General features: G+C 50.4%; 22 protein-coding genes and 1 pseudogene. 14 read left to right on the top strand and 9 right to left on the bottom strand.

Annotation, left to right across the window (positions count from 1 at the left end; all coding sequences use genetic code 11):
* Positions 1 to 11 precede the first annotated feature (11 nt).
* Entirely contained in the window at positions 12 to 1,391 is a 1,380-nt protein-coding gene (ygjG, locus tag ABIE11_RS18200; protein ID WP_181826894.1) for a putrescine aminotransferase, read from the bottom strand.
* A gap of 435 nt (positions 1,392 to 1,826) precedes the next feature.
* Here ygjG and ABIE11_RS18195 point away from each other — a divergent pair, with 435 nt between their 5' ends.
* The gene (locus ABIE11_RS18195) at positions 1,827 to 3,347 is read left to right on the top strand and encodes a methyl-accepting chemotaxis protein (RefSeq protein WP_429185066.1); all 1,521 of its coding nucleotides are present in this window, start codon (positions 1,827 to 1,829) and stop codon (positions 3,345 to 3,347) included.
* A gap of 341 nt (positions 3,348 to 3,688) precedes the next feature.
* Positions 3,689 to 5,248, top strand: coding sequence for a methyl-accepting chemotaxis protein (locus ABIE11_RS18190; RefSeq protein WP_100780816.1), 1,560 nt, complete (start codon positions 3,689 to 3,691; stop codon positions 5,246 to 5,248).
* On the opposite strand, the gene ABIE11_RS18185 is transcribed toward ABIE11_RS18190, so the two are convergent.
* Positions 5,245 to 5,793, bottom strand: coding sequence for a PadR family transcriptional regulator (locus tag ABIE11_RS18185; RefSeq protein ID WP_100778834.1), 549 nt, complete (start codon positions 5,791 to 5,793; stop codon positions 5,245 to 5,247). The genes ABIE11_RS18190 and ABIE11_RS18185 overlap by 4 nt on opposite strands.
* A 235-nt stretch (positions 5,794 to 6,028) precedes the next feature.
* On the opposite strand from ABIE11_RS18185, the gene ABIE11_RS18180 reads away from it, so the two are divergent.
* Complete coding sequence (locus tag ABIE11_RS18180) at positions 6,029 to 6,793, top strand: siderophore-interacting protein (protein WP_429185064.1); 765 nt, start codon at positions 6,029 to 6,031, stop codon at positions 6,791 to 6,793.
* Here ABIE11_RS18180 and ABIE11_RS18175 read toward each other — a convergent pair whose 3' ends face one another.
* Complete coding sequence (locus tag ABIE11_RS18175) at positions 6,794 to 7,963, bottom strand: DNA repair protein (protein WP_123428314.1); 1,170 nt, start codon at positions 7,961 to 7,963, stop codon at positions 6,794 to 6,796.
* Positions 7,964 to 8,232: 269 nt separating this feature from the next.
* Between ABIE11_RS18175 and ABIE11_RS18170 the strand changes: the two genes are divergently transcribed.
* Positions 8,233 to 8,556 carry a DUF1889 family protein gene (locus ABIE11_RS18170; RefSeq protein ID WP_100778837.1) on the top strand — a complete coding sequence of 108 codons (324 nt, stop codon included), beginning with the start codon at positions 8,233 to 8,235 and terminating at the stop codon, positions 8,554 to 8,556.
* Between the two features lie 229 nt (positions 8,557 to 8,785).
* On the opposite strand, the gene ABIE11_RS18165 is transcribed toward ABIE11_RS18170, so the two are convergent.
* From ABIE11_RS18165 to ABIE11_RS18150, 4 genes are read right to left on the bottom strand one after another with little or no spacing between them, the layout of a single operon-like run.
* Positions 8,786 to 9,475 (bottom strand): hypothetical protein, encoded by a 690-nt coding sequence (locus ABIE11_RS18165; protein WP_429185063.1) that lies wholly within the window; start codon positions 9,473 to 9,475, stop codon positions 8,786 to 8,788.
* Positions 9,475 to 10,494 (bottom strand): phage integrase, encoded by a 1,020-nt coding sequence (locus tag ABIE11_RS18160; RefSeq protein WP_429185061.1) that lies wholly within the window; start codon positions 10,492 to 10,494, stop codon positions 9,475 to 9,477. The genes ABIE11_RS18165 and ABIE11_RS18160 overlap by 1 nt, the downstream gene beginning before the upstream one ends.
* A gap of 3 nt (positions 10,495 to 10,497) precedes the next feature.
* A complete protein-coding gene (locus ABIE11_RS18155) occupies positions 10,498 to 11,055 on the bottom strand; it encodes a PH domain-containing protein (RefSeq protein WP_429185060.1) in 558 nt (185 codons plus the stop codon).
* A 15-nt stretch (positions 11,056 to 11,070) separates the two neighbouring features.
* Complete coding sequence (locus tag ABIE11_RS18150; RefSeq protein ID WP_429185059.1) at positions 11,071 to 11,652, bottom strand: phage repressor protein CI; 582 nt, start codon at positions 11,650 to 11,652, stop codon at positions 11,071 to 11,073.
* Between the two features lie 135 nt (positions 11,653 to 11,787).
* Between ABIE11_RS18150 and ABIE11_RS18145 the strand changes: the two genes are divergently transcribed.
* From ABIE11_RS18145 to ABIE11_RS18100, 10 genes are all read left to right on the top strand, one after another.
* Positions 11,788 to 12,009 (top strand): regulator, encoded by a 222-nt coding sequence (locus ABIE11_RS18145; protein ID WP_139883480.1) that lies wholly within the window; start codon positions 11,788 to 11,790, stop codon positions 12,007 to 12,009.
* 30 nt (positions 12,010 to 12,039) lie between these two features.
* Entirely contained in the window at positions 12,040 to 12,549 is a 510-nt protein-coding gene (locus ABIE11_RS18140) for a phage regulatory CII family protein (RefSeq protein ID WP_429185057.1), read from the top strand.
* A gap of 7 nt (positions 12,550 to 12,556) precedes the next feature.
* Positions 12,557 to 12,757 carry a phage filamentation protein Fil family protein gene (locus tag ABIE11_RS18135; RefSeq protein ID WP_429185056.1) on the top strand — a complete coding sequence of 67 codons (201 nt, stop codon included), beginning with the start codon at positions 12,557 to 12,559 and terminating at the stop codon, positions 12,755 to 12,757.
* Entirely contained in the window at positions 12,721 to 13,059 is a 339-nt protein-coding gene (locus ABIE11_RS18130; RefSeq protein WP_429185055.1) for a DUF5347 domain-containing protein, read from the top strand. Before ABIE11_RS18135 ends, ABIE11_RS18130 begins: the two co-directional genes overlap by 37 nt.
* Before the next feature lie 68 nt (positions 13,060 to 13,127).
* Positions 13,128 to 13,355 (top strand): DUF2732 domain-containing protein, encoded by a 228-nt coding sequence (locus ABIE11_RS18125; protein WP_411500635.1) that lies wholly within the window; start codon positions 13,128 to 13,130, stop codon positions 13,353 to 13,355.
* On the top strand, positions 13,355 to 13,576 hold the full coding sequence (locus ABIE11_RS18120) for a TraR/DksA family transcriptional regulator (RefSeq protein WP_429185054.1): 222 nt from the start codon (positions 13,355 to 13,357) through the stop codon (positions 13,574 to 13,576). The genes ABIE11_RS18125 and ABIE11_RS18120 overlap by 1 nt, the downstream gene beginning before the upstream one ends.
* A gap of 1 nt (position 13,577) precedes the next feature.
* Positions 13,578 to 15,791 (top strand): replication endonuclease, encoded by a 2,214-nt coding sequence (locus ABIE11_RS18115; protein WP_429185053.1) that lies wholly within the window; start codon positions 13,578 to 13,580, stop codon positions 15,789 to 15,791.
* Between the two features lie 117 nt (positions 15,792 to 15,908).
* The gene (locus ABIE11_RS18110; RefSeq protein WP_429185052.1) at positions 15,909 to 16,349 is read left to right on the top strand and encodes a DinI-like family protein; all 441 of its coding nucleotides are present in this window, start codon (positions 15,909 to 15,911) and stop codon (positions 16,347 to 16,349) included.
* An 83-nt stretch (positions 16,350 to 16,432) separates the two neighbouring features.
* On the top strand, positions 16,433 to 17,164 hold the full coding sequence (locus ABIE11_RS18105; RefSeq protein ID WP_429185051.1) for a hypothetical protein: 732 nt from the start codon (positions 16,433 to 16,435) through the stop codon (positions 17,162 to 17,164).
* A gap of 137 nt (positions 17,165 to 17,301) precedes the next feature.
* Positions 17,302 to 17,976, top strand: coding sequence for a hypothetical protein (locus ABIE11_RS18100; protein ID WP_429185050.1), 675 nt, complete (start codon positions 17,302 to 17,304; stop codon positions 17,974 to 17,976).
* Between the two features lie 321 nt (positions 17,977 to 18,297).
* Here ABIE11_RS18100 and ABIE11_RS18095 read toward each other — a convergent pair whose 3' ends face one another.
* Positions 18,298 to 19,314, bottom strand: a complete 1,017-nt coding sequence (locus tag ABIE11_RS18095) for a phage portal protein (RefSeq protein ID WP_429185049.1) — start codon at positions 19,312 to 19,314, stop codon at positions 18,298 to 18,300.
* 1 nt (position 19,315) lies between these two features.
* Positions 19,316 to 19,639, bottom strand: a pseudogene (locus ABIE11_RS18090) (oxidoreductase); the annotation flags it as partial.

The raw sequence follows: 19,639 nt of genomic DNA, 5'->3' as shown, positions 1-19,639 counted from the left end.
GAGAGTGGTCGTTACGCCTCTTCCACACTCACCCTCATGGCCGCCAGCGCCTTGCGGGCCGCTTTTAATACGGCTTCGCACTGCTCAATGGTCAGCGTCAGCGGGGGTTCGATACGGATGGTTTTCGAGTTGTTCAACGTCCCGGCCACTAGCACGCGCTGGCGGAACATCTCGCTTGCGAAGTTGTAGCCGATTTCGTTATCCACAAACTCGATGGCCATCAGCATCCCTTTGCCGCGTGCATCCTGCACCAGATCCGGGTACTCACGCCCTAACTGCAGGAAACCGTCCAGCAACATATCGCCTTTCTGCTCCGCCTGCGCGGGCAGGTTCTGCTCCAGCAGCACGTTGATGGTGGCCAGCGCGGCCGCACAGGCCAGCGGGTTACCGCCAAAGGTGGTGGTATGCAGGAACGGATTATCGAACAGCACCGAGAACACCTCTTCGGTGGCAACGGTGGCACCAATCGGCATCACGCCGCCGCCGAGGGCTTTCGCCAGGCACAGGATGTCCGGCTGCACGTTCTCATGCTCGCAGGCAAACATCTTGCCGGTGCGCCCCATTCCGGTCTGCACTTCATCCAGAATCAGCAGCGCGCCAAACTCGTCGCACAGCTTACGTACCGCAGGAAGATAGCCCTGCGGTGGCAGGATCACTCCGCCTTCGCCCTGAATCGGCTCGAGGATCACCGCAGCCACGTCGTCGCCGGTTTTACGGCACTCGGAGAGCACGGTGCGCATCGCGTTGATATCACCGAACGGCACGTGGCGGAAGCCCGGCAGCAGCGGCATAAAGGGTTTGCGGAACGTCGATTTTGCCGTTGCCGACAGTGCACCCAGCGACTTGCCGTGGAACGCGCCCGTGGTCGCGATAAAGGTAAATTTCCCGCGCGGCGACTGGTACGCTTTGGCGAGTTTCAGCGCCGCTTCGACCGACTCCGTGCCGCTATTGCAGAAGAAGCTGTATTTCAGTTTACCGGGCGTTAACGCTGCCAGCGTTTTCGCAAGCATGGCGCGAAGCGGGTCGAGCAGCTCCTGGCTGTGAAGGGGTTGTTTCTCGAGTTGATTCTGTACGGCGGAAACCACAGTTGGATTACGGTGCCCCACGTTGAAAATTCCAAAACCACCCAGGCAATCTATAAACTCCTGTCCCTGGGTGTCGACAAGCGTATTCAGACTTCCCGCTTGCCACTCTACGGCTCCGTAATCCCCGCCAGCGGTAACAGATTTTCGGTACTCTAAAAATCCCGGATTCACATGTTCTTTAAAGTAATCAATCACCTCTCGATTAAGTTGTTTCATCTCCTCATGGTCAAGCGTTCGCTTTTCGATGAGATTCAGTGCGTGCGCGGTACAGGCGAGAGCCGAGGCGCTGGAAGGTAACCTGTTCAAAATGAGCTCCGGGGGATCGCGTATCACATGATACTGAATTAATTATTGCAGGGATTACGCCACTTCCCGTGACTTAACGAAAATCGGGATAAATGCCAGGTCAAAATAATATTGTGCAAAATTTAATCGTGCCGGAAGGAAAGATACGCGCTTTGCCGCTGGGCTATCTGGCCTGGCGAGTGCCCTGGAATTCGTCAATTGCACCCTTGTAGTGCATGGTTTGCCACTTAAGGAGGCGTTAACGGGTGTGCCTTTGTGGGTAATTTCTTTGCGAAAGTATTTGAAATCAATCAATTAGAAATGCGTACAAAAAGTGCGGTTTAACTGCAATTTGCGATCTCGATCGGATTTAACAACTAAAGATAAATTATTTACCGCCGAAAAAAGATAAACCCACAAAATTAACATTCAAATAACCTGCAAGGGATGCCCATCATGTCCGCTCAACCGTATGTCACTCAGAATGAATATCCTCTGAACGACGATACCACCCTCATGTCCACCACCGATCTCAACAGCCACATGACCCACACCAACGACACCTTCGTGAAAGTGAGCGGCTACCAACTGGATGAACTTCTGGGCCAGCCGCACAATCTGGTGCGCCACCCGGATATGCCTAAAGCGGCCTTTGCCGATATGTGGTACACGCTGAAACAGGGCGAGCCGTGGAGTGGAATTGTGAAAAACCGCCGTAAGAATGGCGACCACTACTGGGTGCGCGCCAATGCCGTACCGATGGTGCGCGGCGGAGAGGTGACGGGCTACATGTCGATTCGCACCCGAGCCACGGCGGAGGAGATCGCCGCAGTCGAACCGCTGTATAAAGCCCTGAACGAAGGGCGCTGCAATAAACGTGTACATAAAGGGCTGGTGGTGAGTAAGGGCTGGCGCGGGAAATTACCGGCGATGCCGCTGCGCTGGCGGGTACGTGGCGTGATGGCTGGTCTGTTTGTGGCACTGGCTGCCACGCTTATCGCCACCCATGCGAGCTGGGCGGCACTGGGCGCGAGCGCGCTGGTGATGCTGCTCGGCACTCTCCTGTTCGAGCAGCAAATCGTGCGCCCGGTAGAGAATGTGGCGCGTCAGGCGCTCAAAGTGGCGACCGGCGAACGTAACAGCGTTGACCATCTGAACCGCAGCGACGAGCTGGGGCTGACCCTGCGCGCGGTCGGACAGCTGGGGCTGATGTGCCGCTGGCTGATCAATGATGTATCCAGCCAGGTGGTAAGTGTGCGCGATGGCAGCGACCGACTGGCGAAGGGCAATGAAGATCTCAACGATCGCACCCGCCAGACGGTCGAGAATGTGCAGCAGACCGTGACGACGATGAATCAGATGGCGGCGTCGGTGCAGAGCAACTCTGAAACCGCAGCGGCGGCCGATAAACTGTCGATAGTGGCGAGCGACGCGGCAGCGGAAGGGGGTCACGCGATGCAGACCGTGGTGAAAACCATGGATGATATTGCCGACAGCACCCAGCGCATTGGCTCCATCACCAAGCTAATCAACGATATTGCCTTCCAGACCAATATCCTGGCGCTGAATGCGGCGGTTGAAGCGGCGCGTGCGGGCGAGCAGGGTAAAGGCTTTGCCGTGGTGGCCGGAGAGGTGCGTCATCTGGCTAGCCGTAGCGCCAGCGCCGCCAACGATATTCGCAAGCTGATTGATGCCAGCGCCAGCAAGGTGCAATCGGGGTCCGATCAGGTTCACGCCGCCGGGCGCACCATGGATGACATCGTGGAGCAGGTGCAAAACGTGACGCGCCTGATTGCTCAGATCAGCCACTCGACCTCCGAGCAGGCGACCGGTCTGTCTGATCTGACCCGTGCGGTAGCCGAACTGGATGACATCACGCAGAAAAACGCCGATCTGGTGGAAGAGAGCGCCCGCGTCTCGGCGATGGTGAAGCACCGCGCCGGACGTCTGGAAGATGCGGTCACGGTTCTTCATTGATTCAGTAACGTTCAAGAAAAAGCCCGCTTGTTTCAGCTGAAATAAGCGGGCTTTTTTATTCCCGGCGTTGTAATTATATTTGCGCTGAAATGTTAATTTTATATTAAATAACTAAAGTAATTGGCTCAGTTATTTATCCCCACCTAACTCAATTTACCCCAACGCTATTTCAAAAACCGCCTGTCTGACGGTTAAGTAACGATCGATGGCGCGTTATTAATAGATTCAGCCTATCCATTGCAGCGGTTATGAAATATAAAAACGATCAAAGTCATAAAGTTAGCGTGAAAGTTACCGATAACGCTGATCGTCTGAGAAATAATCACATCGATGGAGTATATATGTTCTTACATGACGTAAAGATCGGCACAAAATTATTTCTGGCCTTTGGATTCTTAATTGTTCTGATGGTGGTGAGTGCCAGCCTGTCGCTCCTGAGCCTTAATCGGGCAAATAACGGGATGCAAACCATCATTACCCACGATTACCCGACGACGGTAAAAGCCAATCAGTTGATTGATAACTTCCAGGAATTTGTTAGCACTCAACAGCTCATGCTGCTGGATGAGCAGGGTAAGTATGCTGCCCAGTCGCAGCAGCGGCTGAAAGCGATCAGCGAACAGATTACCGTCATTCTGACTGACCTGAATAACTCCCTGAAAGACGCAAAATCGCAACAGATCCTGACCGGCATCCGCGACGTGCGTCAGCAGTATCTCGACTCCCGCTATCGGATTTTGCAGGCCGTGCAGAACAACGACCGCGCGGGGGCGATCCAGGAGATGATGACACACACCGTGGATCTGCAACAGGCTTACAAGGCCAAAGTGCAGGAGCTGATCGCGGTGCAAAACAGCGAAATGCAAAGCGCCGGAAAGCAGGTGGACGGCGATTTCAACACCAACCGCTTGCTGCTGGTGATCCTCACCGCGTTTAGCGTGCTGATCGGCAGTACGATTGGCTGGTTTATCGTGCGATCCATCACCCGTCCGCTGGGCGAGGCGGTGGCGTTTGCTGAAGCCATTGCTGAAGGCGATTTAACCCGCAACATCACCACCCGCACGAAAGACGAAACAGGCTTGCTGCTGCAGGCCCTGATGGAGATGAAAACCCGACTACTGGAAATTGTGCAGCAGGTGCAGTCCGGTTCGGAAAATATCTCCAGCGCGGCGGCGCAAATTGTGGCAGGGAACCAGGATCTGGCGGCGCGTACCGAAGAGCAGGCCAGTTCCGTAGAACAAACTGCGGCCTCGATGGAGCAGATCACCGCTACGGTGAAAAATACTGCGGCCCATACGGGTGAGGCGACGAACCTCTCCGCTGATGCGGCGAGCGTGGTGAAAAACAACGGCGAGATGATGAAGCAGGTGACGCAGAAAATGCGCCTGATAAACGAAACCTCTAACCGCATGTCGGATATCATCAACCTGATCGATGCTATTGCCTTCCAGACGAATATTCTGGCGCTGAACGCGGCGGTTGAGGCGGCGCGTGCCGGTGAGCATGGGCGCGGTTTTGCGGTGGTGGCCGGTGAAGTGCGCCAGCTGGCGCAGAAAAGCGCTTCGTCGGCCAGCGAGATCCGCCAGTTGATCGAAAGCTCAACCAGTCAGACCCAGGACGGGATGAACCTGGTGGAAAAAGCGAGCGGGCTGATTAACGGCATGGTCGGGAACGTGGAGGAGATGGACGTCATTCTGCGTGAGATCCGTCAGGCGAGCCATGAGCAGACGGAAGGCATCTCGCAAATTAACAGCGCGATTGGCCTCATTGACTCCACCACCCAGCAGAACTCTGCCCTGGTGGAGGAGTCGGTTGCGGCAGCGGCCTCGCTTAACGATCAGGCGATGCACCTGAAAGAGCTGGTAAAAGTGTTCCGCGTGCGCGAGGACGCGCTGGCTTAATCCAACTGGGAGATCTCCAGCGCCGCGCGGTCGATCACGCCGATGATCTGTTTGAGCTGCGCGTCGCTGATCTCCCCCTGATTCACTCTCAGGTCGAGAACCGCTTTGAAATTATCCAGCGCCCGCTTCATCTGCGGGTTTTTACGCAGCTGGAAGCCCACGCAGCGCGCTTTAATACGTGCCTGAATGTGTTCCAGATGTTCCTGATTTTCGTCAAGCCACTGCTGCCCGGCTACGGTGATCGCAATCTTCCTGCGCCCGCCTTCCTCTTCCGAAATAGTAATAAATGCCTGATCCTGCAAGAAATCGAGGGTCGGATAGATCACGCCCGGGCTGGGGGTGTAATTCCCCTGGGTCATGCTCTCAATCTCTTTAATCAGTTCGTAGCCGTGGCTGGCGTTACGGGTCAGAATCTCCAGAATCACCAGGCGTAGCTCGCCGTGGCCGAAGAAGCGCTGACGGCGTCCACCGCCGCCGCCGTGATGGTCGGTGCCGCGGCCATGATGGTGATGGTCTCTGTCGAAATCGTCGTGGGAATGTCGCATCGGTTTTCTCCTTAATTTGATATATCTAATTTATATCTAAAGTTATCGGATTAGCAATGTTGTTTTCTGTGTTTGTGATATATATATGAATTTATAGAATTTAATTGTGAATTGGTGTAGCGAGAAATACTTGTGATAGCTATATCAAAAAAAGACTTGCAATCCCTTTTGTTAGCAATCATTATCATTTAAAATTTATTTAGATATATCGTATTCACTTCACGAAGGCAGAAACATGACATCGACCCGCTACCCACAACGTGTACGCAATGAACTGCGCTTTCGCGAGCTGACCGTGCTCCGCGTTGAGCGTATAAGCGCTGGCTTTCAACGCATCGTCTTAGGCGGCGACGCGCTGGAGGGCTTTAGCTCAAAGGGTTTTGACGACCACACCAAAGTCTTTTTCCCGGCACCAGGCGCGACCTTTGTCCCGCCGGTAGTCACTGACGAAGGCATCGACTGGGGCGACGGCGTGCGTCCTATGGCGCGTGACTACACGCCGCTGTACGACGAAGCACGCCACGAACTGGTGCTCGATTTCTTCGTGCACGATGGCGGTGTCGCCAGCAACTGGGCGGTGCAGGCACAAGAGGGCGATAAACTGACGATCGGCGGCCCGCGCGGATCGCTGGTTGTGCCCGAAGATTACGCCTGGCAGCTGTACGTGTGTGATGAGTCCGGAATGCCTGCGCTACGTCGCCGTCTGGAGGCTATCGCACAGCTACCGGTTCGCCCGGAGATTCACGCAGTGGTGACCGTGGGTGACGAAGCGTATAAGGACTATCTGGCGCATCTGAGTGATTTCATCATCACCTGGATTGTCGGGCACAGCGAGAAGGCGGTGGCGGATCGGCTGGCGACGTTGAGCGTGCCTGCCGGGGATTACTTTATCTGGCTGACCGGGGAAGGGAAGGTGGTGAAAAACCTGAGCCGCCAGTTTGAGACCGACGCGATTGATCCACAGTTGGTGCGTGCCAGCGCGTACTGGCACGCAAAGTAATCAGGCCACTTCGTCGAGCTGCGCTGCGTTCACCTGATGTTCAAGCGCGGCGCGCACGTCGTGCAGCGCTTTCTCCTGCTGGGCAAAATAGGTCTCCATATTGCTCAGCGAGGAGACCAGCAGCCAGGACTCTTCTTTTTCCAGCTCTGCCAGTTCGTTCACTAATGTGTCGATTTGTTCGCGTACCTGCGCCATTTTTTTGCGAATACGTTCCAGATCGTTCAGGCGGTCGCTTGCCATTAGCGGCTCAAAACCCTGCTGCAGACGCGCAACCAGCGAACGAATGGCCTTCACATCGCCGCGCTGTTTGGCCTGGTTGAGCTGCACCATCATGGTGTTGGCTTCTTCTTTCAGATCGTCCGCCACCAGATCCGGGTGGCAGAGCTTACTGGCCTGGCGCCAGAGCCGTTTCAGCTCGTTCTGATCCTCTTCCGACAGATCTTTGCCTTTGCGCAGACGCACTTCAGCATCGTGGTGCTGCTCGCGGTATTTCTCGTACTCTTCGTTGGCCTCGTCCCGCGCCTGACGCGCTGGCTCCTCTTCGCGCGTTAAGCCCATTTCCAGCTCTTGCGCCTCGGCCAGCAGATTGGCAATCAGATCGCTTTGCTGCTGCAGATGCTTACGCGCTTCGGCGGCCTGCACGGAGTCGGCGGGCAGGGCGCGCCAGCGCTGAGTCAGCGTCGCCAGCACTTCTACGGCCTGCGCCATATATTGCTGGCAGCGGCGATAATCCTCTTCGCGACGACGCGCCTCCGCCTGCTGGCGGCGCAGGTTCAGCTCCGCCAGGGTTTTGCGCAGTTGCAGGATTTGTGACATCAGCGGGCCAAGGCGGGAGAAATAGAGATCGTTGAACTCGTCGAGCTGCTGCACGCGGGCGTTGCGGCGGTCAATCAGATCGCGCAGACGCTCTTCTAATGCTCTCAGTTCGAGTTTGCTGGCAGCCACCTGCGGGTCGCGCCACTGGGTCAGTGAGCGCTGACTCTGCAACCAGGCAGTGATGGCAGCCATCGCTGCCGTGTAGTTCTTATTCTCAAGCGCCGCGACGATCGCCTGTAGCTCATCGTCAAACGCTTCACTTTTCAGCCGTGCCAGCTGACTGTAAATGATGTCGTCATCTTCCAGTTCAATGGCATTTTTTATGATTTCTAGCCGCTTGATCGGTGTGCTCATGATGCCTTTCGCTTTAGCGCTTAAGTATTTGAGTTAAGGATAGTTGTGGTAAGAGCTACAGGAAATAATACACACGGATGATGATCGGCGCGACGAGGGATTTCTTTAGTTTTAGATGTTTGTGAGGGGGTTAATGGTTCGGGTGTGTGGATTGTGCAATGCTTTATGAATGTACCGGAACGCTCAAGGGTTAGAGAGGGTTTCCGGTGCCGTGACAATCTCTTTGAATTTCCGATCAATTTCAGGCCCTGGTAAAGCGTAGTTACCAGATGGTTAATTTTAAGGATAAGAGTATGCCAACAGTCATTGAGAAAGCATTGGATTTCATTGGTGGTATGGACACTTCCGCGTCAGTGCCGCAGTCGATGGACGAGAGTACCGCGAAGGGAATATTCAAGTATTTGAAAGAGTTGGGTACACCAGCTAGCGCCGCTGATGTGATGGCGCGCGGCAGCCAGGAGGGATGGGATCCGGACTTCACCAAAAAAGTCGCCGGATGGGCTGAGAAAATTAACTCAACTGACCACGTCGTTATCAAGAACCCTGAATACTTTTCTGCGTATATGCAGGAGCAACTCCGGGAGCTCGTGTGAGTTATCCACGCCGCTGATTCATGAATCCTGAAAAAACTAAGGGCTTACGTTTTGGCGTAAGCCCTTTATGTTTGGTGGCCCCTGCAGGGCATGAACAGCGACCAAGCGATTATGAGAACCATGCAAGACACTTAAAAAACATGTATTTACTTATAAAACAATATTTTGTAAGTTCAATATGGTCCAATATGGCCCAATATAACTTATCTTCAGCGACACTTTTGCGACACTATTTTGGTTGTATCAAAGATTCCATTGTTAAAGGTATGTCATCAAAACCTGGCCATTTTTTGAGCCATTTTGCTGCACTTGAGGAATGTGCTTTTGCGTATTGCATCAACCAGAATCTTTCCTCCGAGGACAAAAGGCCCAAGATAACCATGACGGATAAAACGTACTCTTCCTCATTAGTTATATGTGTAACGCGATAGAATAATTCTTCAAAAATGACGATTTCGTTTGCAAACAATGTTTTATTATTTTTCATCAATTTGATAGCTTCGGACTTCAAAGAAATATTATCAGGCTGATGATATTTCACGAGTGCCTTTTTCATGAAAGTTTTAAGATGGTCGTAAAACTCGCGTCTCCCATGCACATATTCTGAGTTATTATCAAGTGTCTTTCTCAGTAGTTCAGATAGCCATCGAAGATTATCAATGACTTGTTGTTTGTTTTGATATTCAAACATTCTAGTATTACTGGCTTGCATTTCTTTAAGGGTGATAATCAGTACAATGACGCTAATAAGAGTTGCAATCGGTCCATATACCCCTCCGATGTATGTCCCAAAAGTACTCCATGCTTGAGCGTCTTTCGATAATACACCATGAAATATGAAAAAATATAATGCTAAGGGCATTAGTGAAATCAGCGCGATTACCGCAAGTATAGAATTTCGCAAGGTTAAACATTTCATTATTTCGTCACCAAAGGGTTCATCCGTAGGACTTCTTCGAGATGATCAGGCGCAAAATGAGCATAACGCATGGTCATTTTAATGTCCGTATGTCCGAGCACTTTTTGTAAAACAAGGATATTGCCACCATTCATCATAAAATGACTAGCAAATGTATGACGTAGGACGTGTGTGAGCTGGCCTGAAGGGAGTTCTATCTCTGCTCTATCTAATGCATTTCTAAATGCGTAATAACACGGAGTAAAAAGATTGCCTGCTTTATTGGGCAACTCTGCGACTAAGGTAGGGTCAATAGGTATTGTTCGATTACGTTTGCCTTTTGTCTTAACGAAAGTCACTTTTCCCGCTGAAATCTGAGAACGCCTTAATTTTTCGGCCTCTCCCCATCGTGCACCAGTAGACAGGCAAATCTTAGCGATCACTTCCAAATCTTTAGCAGAGCTATTTCGGCACTCTACTAACAGCCGTTCAATCTGGTCGCCAGTTAGATAAGCCATTTCAATTTCATCAGTTCGAAACTGCCGAACGTTTTCCAAAGGATTTGGTGCTTTCCATTCGCCAAGTCTTTTCAGCTCGTTGAATACTGCTAGGAAATACGCATGCTCCAGATTCATGGTGCGAGGGGAAACTTTTGATACGCGTTTAGTCCTAGCAAATTCACCTTCAAGTCTTTTGGCTCGATACGCAGTAAATAATTGAGCATTAAACTCCGTAGCTAATGGCGATCCCATACACTCCGCAGCCCAAAGCATTGAGCTTTTGCGCTTCTCACCATCATTCAAAGTGATGCCATGACGATCAAACCAAAGATGAACTAAATCAGACAAGCGACGAGAGTCTTTACCTTCCCCAAGCCAAGGGGAATCTTCAATCTTTTGTAGTGTATAATTTTCGAAAGCAAGCGCTTCCCCTTTGGTGGAGAACTTCTTGCGGATGCGCTTGCCATCTTTGCCATTGGCGCGGTCTACAGTATAAAAATCAGCAATCCATTGGCCATCAGCTAGTTTTCTTACAGGCATAACTTAACCGTTTAGAATTCGTTGTTTTTGCTGTTGGAATTCTTCATCACTCAGAATTCCCTTTTCTTTGAGTGCGGCTAAGCGCTCCATTTGAGAGATAAAATCATCTGCCTGTGATTTAGCTTGCTCAACCTGTTGCGGTGCGCCGTTTTGAGCGTTGCGGGTAGAATTGATAAGGTTTGTGAAAGGAATAACCGATGCTTTCATGACATTTTTGATGGTGTATGTCTGACCGCTTGTGGAGATCATAATCTCACCAAGAATCAGCCCAGTTTTCCCACCAACACTTACAATGTTTTTAAGGTTAACATCAACCTGTTTCACGCCAAAAACCATGCCCTTATCTAGGAAGATGACTCGCTGGTTTGTGAGCGTTATTAGCCAAGTGTTTCCGTCCATCGCCCCGCTTGCAACTGCCAGCGGTTGCTCATCTGAATTGAGGATATTGGGTAAGTGGAAAAATTCTTTTTTTGTGCCAAACGTTGAATCAGATACGACCTTTGCAAGGCGTGTGAATTCTTGTTTTAGCTGATCTTTTGATGCTGTTTTATAGTCAATCATTATGAAGTCCCTATCTTATTTTACAGTTAGCACAACCCTGCCAATAATTTTGATGTCATCGATGGCGCAATCAAATGCCATGCCTACACCGCTAATGCGCACCTTACCAACAGGGATGCGGGTGAGTGTGCGAATACTCGTTTTTCCTTCCACTTCGACCAACCAGTCATCGTCATAAACTTCGGAGAAAGACTGGTCAACGATGTACTGCATGAAACCATCAATGATGCACATTGGTTTCTGTGGCAGTGGCTTACCCGGCAAGAATGCCACTTTGTCCAGCATTAGCACGCCAGCCTCGTAGAGTTGACCATCAACAATCTTTCGGCGTGGAACCTTGAGGATATCTAATTCATCGTCGTCAAACTTCGGGCCTCGGCCAGTCGCAAGCCACTCTAAATTTGCACCTGTTTCAGCAGCACATCTCACGACGATATCAGCAGGAAAAATTCCACGCTTATAGCGCGAGGAGAGGGAGCTCGCAGCCATGTCCAGATGTTCCGCGAGCTGTAACTTCTGCGTAAAGCCGTAAGCCTCAATCACCCTATCCAGAATAGGGGTGCTATCTACATCAAGGTTAATTTTGAATTTGCTCATAAAGAATTGACGATTTCAAAATCGAGAATGCAAAGTTGACACTTCTCGAAATTCGAATTAGTCTGACTCCGTAGTTTGAATGTTGCCTTATATAACCCTGTATTGCCGTACAGGTTAACAGACGGAGTTTGCACTATGCGCCCCAACATTACAATCATCATCCCAGAGCCATACTTGCCATTAGATGAGTATTGCCGCCGCACTGGCACCAACAAAGAAACCGCTAGAAACCTGATTGAATACGGAAAATTGCCAATTAAACCGAAAGGAAAGCAAAAGAAAGGTTTGGTTGAGATCAACATGGCCGCTCTTACCATTCAGGCATTAAGCGAATGTGATATTTCGCTTAATGCGTAAAGAATCCTATCGATTAGTTAAAGGCAAATCATGTTTGATTTTCAGGTTTCCAAACATCCCCACTACGACGAAGCGTGCCGGGCTTTCGCACAGCGTCACAACATGGCGAAGCTGTCAGAGCGTGCGGGGATGAATGTTCAAACGTTACGTAACAAACTCAACCCTGAACAACCTCACCAGTTCACACCACCTGAATTATGGCTACTGACTGATCTGACCGAAGACTCGACTCTCGTCGATGGTTTTCTGGCTCAGATCCATTGTCTGCCTTGCGTGCCGGTTAACGAAATGGCGAAAGACAAATTGCAGTCCTACGTCATGCGAGCCATGAGTGAACTCGGCGAACTGGCAAGCGGCGCAGTTTCAACAGAAGGCCTGACCCTGGCTCGTAAGAGCAACATGATTGAGAGCGTTAATGCCGGTATTCGTATGCTCTCGCTTTCGGCCCTTGCTTTACAGGCTCGCCTCCAGGCTAACCCTGCAATGGCAAGTGCAGTTGATACCGTAAGCGGCATTGGCGCGTCATTCGGTCTAATGTGAGGTGGCTATGTTGAAAAATGAACCGTCATTCGCCTCTCTTCTCATTAATCAAAGCCCGGCCATGCACTGCGGTCACGGCTGGATCATGGGGAAAGATGGCAAGCGCTGGCACCCGAGCCGATCACAGGCCGATTTACTGGCTGGTCTATCTTCCCGCTATAAGGGGGATTCATGGCTATCGAAGCTGTGCCTCAAGCTGCGCCGTTAATGGCCGGTGAGCGCCTGGCCGGTCTCAACTACGTTGCAGAGCTGCGAGCGAAACACTGGGGTGATAGCGGTAAAGAGCTTGAGCGCTTTATTGCTGATATGCGTGATAAGCGCGATCCGCTGTTTGAAGAAAATAGCCGTGCTTTGTCCGCCATTTTCTATCTGGCAAAAATCCCGAATGCTCGCCATGAGCTCAAATTAAGTGAGCTGACTACTGAGGAGAAAAAAGCGCTTATTACCGCGATGAATCATTTTCGCGCAGTAGTGAGCTTATTTCCCAAACGGCTAACAATGCCGAATTAATCCAGACATAAAAATTAATGGCGTAAACCCGCCGGGCATTTTATTGCCCGAAATCAGGAGAGTTATTTATGCGTAATACCCAATCCCTTAGTTTTAAAACTGACAGCGATGCACTGGCCGTATTGCTGACAGATGCCAGAAAAGAAGAACGCAAAGACCGCGCCCTCGCTGTTTCAATCCGTCTTGAGGCGCTGGCTATGCACATCACCAAAGAGGGCATGAACGGCACAGAAGCTGCCGAATTGCTGCGCCGGGAAGCCTGTCGCTTTGAGAACGAATCACAGGAGCTGCACTAATGGCCGACGCAATGGATTTAGCACAACAGCGTGAGCAGGAAGACCGCGAACGCCACATCAGCAATGCTCGCAGCCGTAATGCAGCACCGTCTCGCCTGCTGTGCGAAGAGTGTGACGCACCAATTCCTGAGGCTCGACGTGTAGCGATATCGGGTGTGATCTTTTGCGTTACCTGCCAGCAAATCACAGAGCTTAAATTAAAGCATTATCGGGGGTTATGAATTGGCTATTCAGTTTGCTTACCCGTGGAACACTCCGGGGTCTGCATTAGCCAGCCCATATCTCACCTATGAGCAACAGCATCGCCGCGACAGAATGTTCGCGGCTTTGCTGCATGCGCGAAAGGCGCTTGCCCATCAGCCAGAGTGCGTGCGATTTGAGGTTAACCGCACGGCAGCCGTACTGGAGCAAATGCAGGGCAGTGAACGAGCCAATGCCTTTTTAATTAGTTTTTGCAAAAAGGCATTGCCGCGTCTCGAACTGGTCACCAAAAAATATGAATGTACCAGCATCAAAAGCGACGTTTCTGCAGCTGTTTTCGGTGGTCATTTTGATACTCAGTTAATGCAATATCTGGCGTCACGTATGGTGAATATGATTGCCAGATTTAACCGTCTCCCGGATATGGCGCGCGCGGATATCGATCTGCTGGCCGGTGACATTGCTAACTTCATCCGCTCAGAGCTGGCTAATATCGACGACGCCAGCGCTGGTGAGTTCAAAACGCTTTATACCTGGTACATGCACGCCGGTTTTATCACTCAACAATTCAATGTCACCCCTCCTCACTGGGAGCGAGTGACAAAGAAATTTTTCGACAAAAATGACATTGCTCCCGCTGTGATCCGCATGTTTACCGAAACATGGTGGCGTGGCCGTTTGCGTCGTGTTGCGTCTGCGTGGCGCGAGCATCTGCAAATTGCTGTCGGTAATGTCAGTAAGAAAAAACATGTCTATGCGAGCAAAAACTGCGTATCAGACTGGCGCGAACAAAAGCGACGGACGCGTGAGTTTCTCAAGGGGCTGGAACTTGAGGATGAAGAAGGCAACCGGATTAGCCTGATTGAGAAATATGACGGCTCGGTCGCCAACCCTGCGATCCGCCGTTGCGAGCTCATGACGCGTATTCGCGGTTTCGAAAATATCTGCAATGACCTCGGCTATGTCGGCGAATTTTACACCCTCACTGCGCCATCCAAATATCACGCCACAACCAAAGCGGGATACCGTAACAGTAAATGGAAAGGCGCCAGCCCGTCTGATACTCAGGGTTATCTTACCCGTCTTTGGGCACGTATCAGAGCAAAACTGCATCGGGAAGACATTCGCATTTTCGGCATCCGTGTCGCCGAACCGCATCACGACGCGACCCCTCACTGGCACATGCTTATGTTTATGTTGCCGGAGGATGTCGAACGTGTGCGTTGCGTCATTCGTGATTACGCCTGGCAGGAAGATAGTCATGAGCTGAAAAGCGACAAAGCCAGAAAAGCACGCTTTCACGCCGAAGCTATTGACCCGGAGAAAGGCAGTGCGACCGGGTATGTCGCTAAATACATCTCAAAAAATATCGACGGTTACGCTCTTGATGGCGAGACCGATGACGAAAGCGGTGAGTTACTCAAAGAGACTGCACCCGCTGTTTCAGCGTGGGCGGCTCGCTGGCATATCCGTCAGTTTCAGTTTGTCGGCGGTGCGCCGGTGACGGTTTATCGTGAGCTGCGTCGCCTCGCTGATACAGAGACCGCGCACGGCCTGAGCGTGGAGTTTGCAGCTGTGCATGATGCCGCTGATGCTGGCGATTGGGCCGGTTATGTTAATTCTCAGGGTGGCCCGTTTGTTCGCCGTGACGAACTGCAGGTGCGCACGCTGTACGAACCGCGTGATGAGTTTAACCAGTATGGAGAGGAAACGGTTTGCATCCGTGGTGTTTACGATTCTGAGGTCGGAGCTGGTACTCCTATTTTGACCCGTTTGACGCAATGGAAGATTGTTCCGAAGCGTGCCGTTGATTTGGCCGTTGACGTTAAGGGCGCAACTGCGCCCTCTCGGAGTTCTGTCAATAACTGTACGGGGTACGAAAGTGATCTGCCTGAGGTGAATTTATCCAAACCTCTGAGCAGGCATGAAAGGCGGCTGTTAACCAATCGCCTGAGAGAGCAAAAGCTCACAGTAGGGCGGCGATATGCTCATGGAAAAGTGGAGCAGCAGGCCATAATTGACAGAACTATTGACGAAGTACATTTAAACACCGGCATCACGATCAGCCGGGGCGAGGCTCTGCACCTTATGGCTGGCGGGAAAAGTTGTTTTAACGGTAAATGGTGCAGAGGTTCGTCCACTGGAGAGGTATTTTCTGCATCACCATCCTTCCAATCTCAAGCGCAGAAAATAATGAAACGCGTTGCAGAACTGGCAAGCTTGTCTAAAATATAATCACTTAATTCACATCTATATCATGCACATACAGCGTGAATGTTTCTTTTTTTACTTCCATAGTTTTATCATTGCGTGATACTGTATGTTTATACAGTATCTCGTGACGGAGGATGTGTGGAAAGAGAACTGAGCGAGCTAGTTATGCTTGAGCGAGTAGAAATGATTGCCCGACTTACGGCAGATGGTGTCTGTCAGGAAAGGGATCGTGAAATTGCATTAAATTTGATTGCTGAAATTGCGCGGGGAAACCTTCTCAAAAACCGTTCCTTTTCCGTTGTGTTTGCGGAACAGCCTCTTAAAAAACGATTAAAAAAAGAGGGGGAGGTACGAATCAATATCACTTTGGATAAAGGTCAGCAGGTCGCGCAGCAGGTCGTGGATGCCTTTCAGGATGAGCTCACTCGAAGAGTGAAAAACGTTTTCCCTGTCAGCCGCGTCATAGTAAAAAAAGGGGCCACGACAGGAGTCGAGCTGATGGGTTTTGAAAAAGACTCTGATCGGGAGTTGCTCGACAGCATTCTGCAAGAAGTTTGGGAAGATGAGAGTTGGCGCTAGTTTCTGAAAAAAATGTAAAAACCAAGCCTCATGTTTGATAGCATGGGGTTGTTTTTTATGGGAATTACTAAAAAAGGAATGTAATGGATACCTTAATTGCAATACTTTCTCTGGTGCTGTTTCTGGCCTTCATTACCGGTCTGATTAAACCCTCGCTGGTAAAAATGCCGAACCGAAAGAAATCTAGTCTTATTTATCTCGGCGGAGCAATTGTGCTTTCGACCATTGGCTCGACGCTTTACCCAACAGAACCGGTTGCGACTGCAAGTAAAGTCTCAGCTCCTGTCGAAGCGCCAAAGCCTAAAAAGTTTGAGTTTGCTGACTTAAGTTTGGGCGATTATCGTGGGAAGCCTCAGGAGAAACGTCACACAATTATCAGTAGTTATGCAGAATTCAAGGCGATGCCACAATCTTCGGTTGAAGGGGTGTATGCCTGCATGAGTCAAAATGCGTTTACAAAAGATCGTGAGCTAAAATTAAATGATGTTTTGGGCTGGTGTTATGCAGTGTATGAAAGCAAACCGGATGAGCTTGCAGCCACGATAAATATTGATCCTTTTACAAGTAATTTTAGCGGTTGGGATGGTGCTTATCGACCACTTGAAAAACTTATCAAAGAAAACATGAACGATGATGGATCTTATAAGCATGTTGAAACTCACATCACTCAATTAGATTTAACGAAAGATCCCCATGCAATAATAAAAACAACTTTCAAAGGTAAAAACGCTTTTGGTGGGGTAATGAAAGAGACTGTCATCGCTCGTGTGAGTGTGAAGACTGGTGAGATAGAAAAGATTCTTCAAGAGCAATAATAAGCACACTAGCCAGTGCTGGAACTCTTTCTCAGCACTGGCGGTTATGAGAGCAGAACGATATGTCACGCTAGTATTTTAAATGCAAGAGGACAGAAATGAGAGAAAGCACACATTGTGTATATTGTGGAGTCCTCATGAATAGGATTGTAAATGATCTACATTGCAGAACTGTCGAGCATATGATTCCACAAGTTTCTGTTTCTCTTAAACGCACTAATGGAGAGGGTGATTTTCACGTATGTAAGAAGTGTAATAGTGATAAAAGTAGGTCGGATGAAGTATTGGGAGTAATTTGCCGTATGGTTGGAGAACATCCACAAGGCAGTTTTGAGGCAATTAATAAGTTTCATAAAGCACTTGCTAGAAAGGACTCTAAATTTATTAAGGCATACAAAAGTGTTAAGCATGGAGAGAATGGTGCGTCAATATTTTTACCATTAACAGCAAAAGAATTTCATCGTTATGGTACGTGGTTAGGGAAAGGTGTCTATTTTATTCAGAATGGAGAATTATTGCCTGAGGACTTATTGATTTTGGTTGAACTTGTTAGTCAAGAAGAAGTTAATTACATAAAAGACCAATACAAGCGTCAGCATGGTTCAGAGGCTTTTGATGATTTGTCCCTAAACGGCAGCATTCCTAATGTCAATCGCGAGTCTTTTTTGATTGCTGGAAACGACTCAAGAGTGATGTTTGTGTGCTTTAACAGAGTAATGATGTTTCATATAAAAATTCTAGATAGAACATTTATTAACCAAAAAAAATGCAAAAAAGCGTTTCGTAATCTTGAAAAAAGAATTGGTAAGTAGAAAAAATTGAGTGCATCCATTAGGTGCATGAGTTTGCATTTAAGTTTCAGGGCGTGATTTTCCAGCGAGCTCCAGCGCTGGCACGGCTCAAGGCTGCTGATGCAACTGCATTAAAAGCGACCCATGAAGCGGGCAGGCGTGGCGGGGAAAGCATTGCGCGCCAATGGTGGTGACAGCATTTAATTTTATGCCTCTGTGGGCGTCGTGGCGGCGCTGTCGCTTCGCTTGTCTGCGATGATGTTCTGTCGATGGTTGCGAGGCGTGTGGGGCGTCTGAGGCGATCGGTGGTGATGCCGCCCGGAGGCGGCATTTTTTGGGGTTTTATTCTGAATCGAGGCTGTAATCTTTAAAGCGGATCACCTCCATCCCGAGCCAGTCATTAATCTCTTTAAATCGCTCCTGCAGTGGCGTCAGCTCGTTACGCACAAACACCCGCGCCACCTTCTCGACATCCCCTAATGAGCCGATATTCTCGGGCTTTCCGCCCATCAGCTGAAACGGCACGCGGTGCGCATCGAGCAGGTCAGCGGCGCTCACCTTTTTGATATTGAAAAAATCATCTTTCGTGGCGACCTCGCTCAGCGGTACGATCTTAATCCCGTCCGGTTTTCCGTTGGGTGCATAGAAAAACAGATTTTTAAAATTCCCGAGCCCTTTCGAATCGCGCATTGCGGAGCGCAGTGATTCAACGTCGGTGCTACTTTGCGCGGCATCGGTCACATACATGATGTAGCCCGCGTGCGCGCCATTCTGATAATACTTGCGACGAAACAGCGTGGCGGATTCATTCAGCCAGGCAGAGTTGAGTGCGCTCAGATATTCCGGCATCCCGTAAAGCTCCTGATTGATATCAGGCTCAAGCAAATGGAACACCGAGCCGGGTGCAAATTCGTGCGGCTGGGCATAGTTCGACACGTACCAGTAAACGCCATCCTCGACACCACGGCGGGTGTATTTGGCCGGGGAGGTTTCCAGTTTAAAAAGCTGGCCGGTGACGCTCATTCGCTTCTCAAGATAGCCATTGGCAAAGACCAGATAATCGAGCACAAGGCGGCTAAAGTCCTGACGCGACAGCAACGGGTGCGGGATGTAGGTGCTTGTGAGAATGTTACGTTTGACGTAAATCGGCGAGCTGTGGTGAACGGCGGCGCGCAGGCTTTTCGCCAGCCCCGAGAAATTGACCGGCGGCTCGTACCACTTTCCGTTATGGATACACTCGACGTAGTCGAGGATGTCGCGGCGATCCAGAACGGGGGAGGGCTCCCCAAACGTGAACGCCTCCATTTTTTGGGGCGCACTGGCGGTCATGGTTACTGGTTTCTTCCGTTGTTTTTTCATCTCAGTAAATTTCCAGAATTGAATTTGAGTGCATCCCGCTCCCGGCGGAAAGCGGTTCGTTTAACAGGGCGTGCATGGTCGCCCACGCGATATCCGCGTGGCTGGCTTCCTCGCTGCGACTCGCTTCATAGGTCGAGCTGCGACCGCTGCTGGTCATGGTTTTACGGATAGCCATAAATGACTGCGTGATATCTGTCGCACCGGCGTCATATTCCAGACACCCGCGTCGGATGGTGTCTTTTGCTTTCAGCACCATCGCGGTCTTCATTTCCGGTGTGTAGCGGATGGCGCGCGCCGCCGGGAAGAATGAGCGCACGAGCTGGTA

The sequence above is a fragment of the Lelliottia sp. 489 genome (assembly GCF_050435885.1).
GTDB classification, from domain to species: domain Bacteria; phylum Pseudomonadota; class Gammaproteobacteria; order Enterobacterales; family Enterobacteriaceae; genus Enterobacter; species Enterobacter nimipressuralis.
The sequence above is the reverse complement of the archived record's forward strand: the minus strand, read 5'-3'. Positions and strand labels throughout refer to the sequence as shown.

Excerpts from the sequence above, each read along its gene's own strand:
- ABIE11_RS18195 (WP_429185066.1), top strand. The coding sequence starts at position 1,827 with ATGTCCGCTCAACCGTATGTCACTCAGAATGAATATCCTCTGAACGAC.
- ABIE11_RS18190 (WP_100780816.1), top strand. The coding sequence starts at position 3,689 with ATGTTCTTACATGACGTAAAGATCGGCACAAAATTATTTCTGGCCTTT.
- ABIE11_RS18185 (WP_100778834.1), bottom strand. The coding sequence starts at position 5,793 with ATGCGACATTCCCACGACGATTTCGACAGAGACCATCACCATCATGGC.
- ABIE11_RS18180 (WP_429185064.1), top strand. The coding sequence starts at position 6,029 with ATGACATCGACCCGCTACCCACAACGTGTACGCAATGAACTGCGCTTT.
- ABIE11_RS18175 (WP_123428314.1), bottom strand. The coding sequence starts at position 7,963 with ATGAGCACACCGATCAAGCGGCTAGAAATCATAAAAAATGCCATTGAA.
- ABIE11_RS18170 (WP_100778837.1), top strand. The coding sequence starts at position 8,233 with ATGGTTAATTTTAAGGATAAGAGTATGCCAACAGTCATTGAGAAAGCA.
- ABIE11_RS18165 (WP_429185063.1), bottom strand. The coding sequence starts at position 9,475 with ATGAAATGTTTAACCTTGCGAAATTCTATACTTGCGGTAATCGCGCTG.
- ABIE11_RS18160 (WP_429185061.1), bottom strand. The coding sequence starts at position 10,494 with ATGCCTGTAAGAAAACTAGCTGATGGCCAATGGATTGCTGATTTTTAT.
- ABIE11_RS18155 (WP_429185060.1), bottom strand. The coding sequence starts at position 11,055 with ATGATTGACTATAAAACAGCATCAAAAGATCAGCTAAAACAAGAATTC.
- ABIE11_RS18150 (WP_429185059.1), bottom strand. The coding sequence starts at position 11,652 with ATGAGCAAATTCAAAATTAACCTTGATGTAGATAGCACCCCTATTCTG.
- ABIE11_RS18145 (WP_139883480.1), top strand. The coding sequence starts at position 11,788 with ATGCGCCCCAACATTACAATCATCATCCCAGAGCCATACTTGCCATTA.
- ABIE11_RS18140 (WP_429185057.1), top strand. The coding sequence starts at position 12,040 with ATGTTTGATTTTCAGGTTTCCAAACATCCCCACTACGACGAAGCGTGC.
- ABIE11_RS18135 (WP_429185056.1), top strand. The coding sequence starts at position 12,557 with ATGTTGAAAAATGAACCGTCATTCGCCTCTCTTCTCATTAATCAAAGC.
- ABIE11_RS18130 (WP_429185055.1), top strand. The coding sequence starts at position 12,721 with ATGGCTATCGAAGCTGTGCCTCAAGCTGCGCCGTTAATGGCCGGTGAG.
- ABIE11_RS18125 (WP_411500635.1), top strand. The coding sequence starts at position 13,128 with ATGCGTAATACCCAATCCCTTAGTTTTAAAACTGACAGCGATGCACTG.
- ABIE11_RS18120 (WP_429185054.1), top strand. The coding sequence starts at position 13,355 with ATGGCCGACGCAATGGATTTAGCACAACAGCGTGAGCAGGAAGACCGC.
- ABIE11_RS18105 (WP_429185051.1), top strand. The coding sequence starts at position 16,433 with ATGGATACCTTAATTGCAATACTTTCTCTGGTGCTGTTTCTGGCCTTC.
- ABIE11_RS18100 (WP_429185050.1), top strand. The coding sequence starts at position 17,302 with ATGAATAGGATTGTAAATGATCTACATTGCAGAACTGTCGAGCATATG.
- ABIE11_RS18095 (WP_429185049.1), bottom strand. The coding sequence starts at position 19,314 with ATGAAAAAACAACGGAAGAAACCAGTAACCATGACCGCCAGTGCGCCC.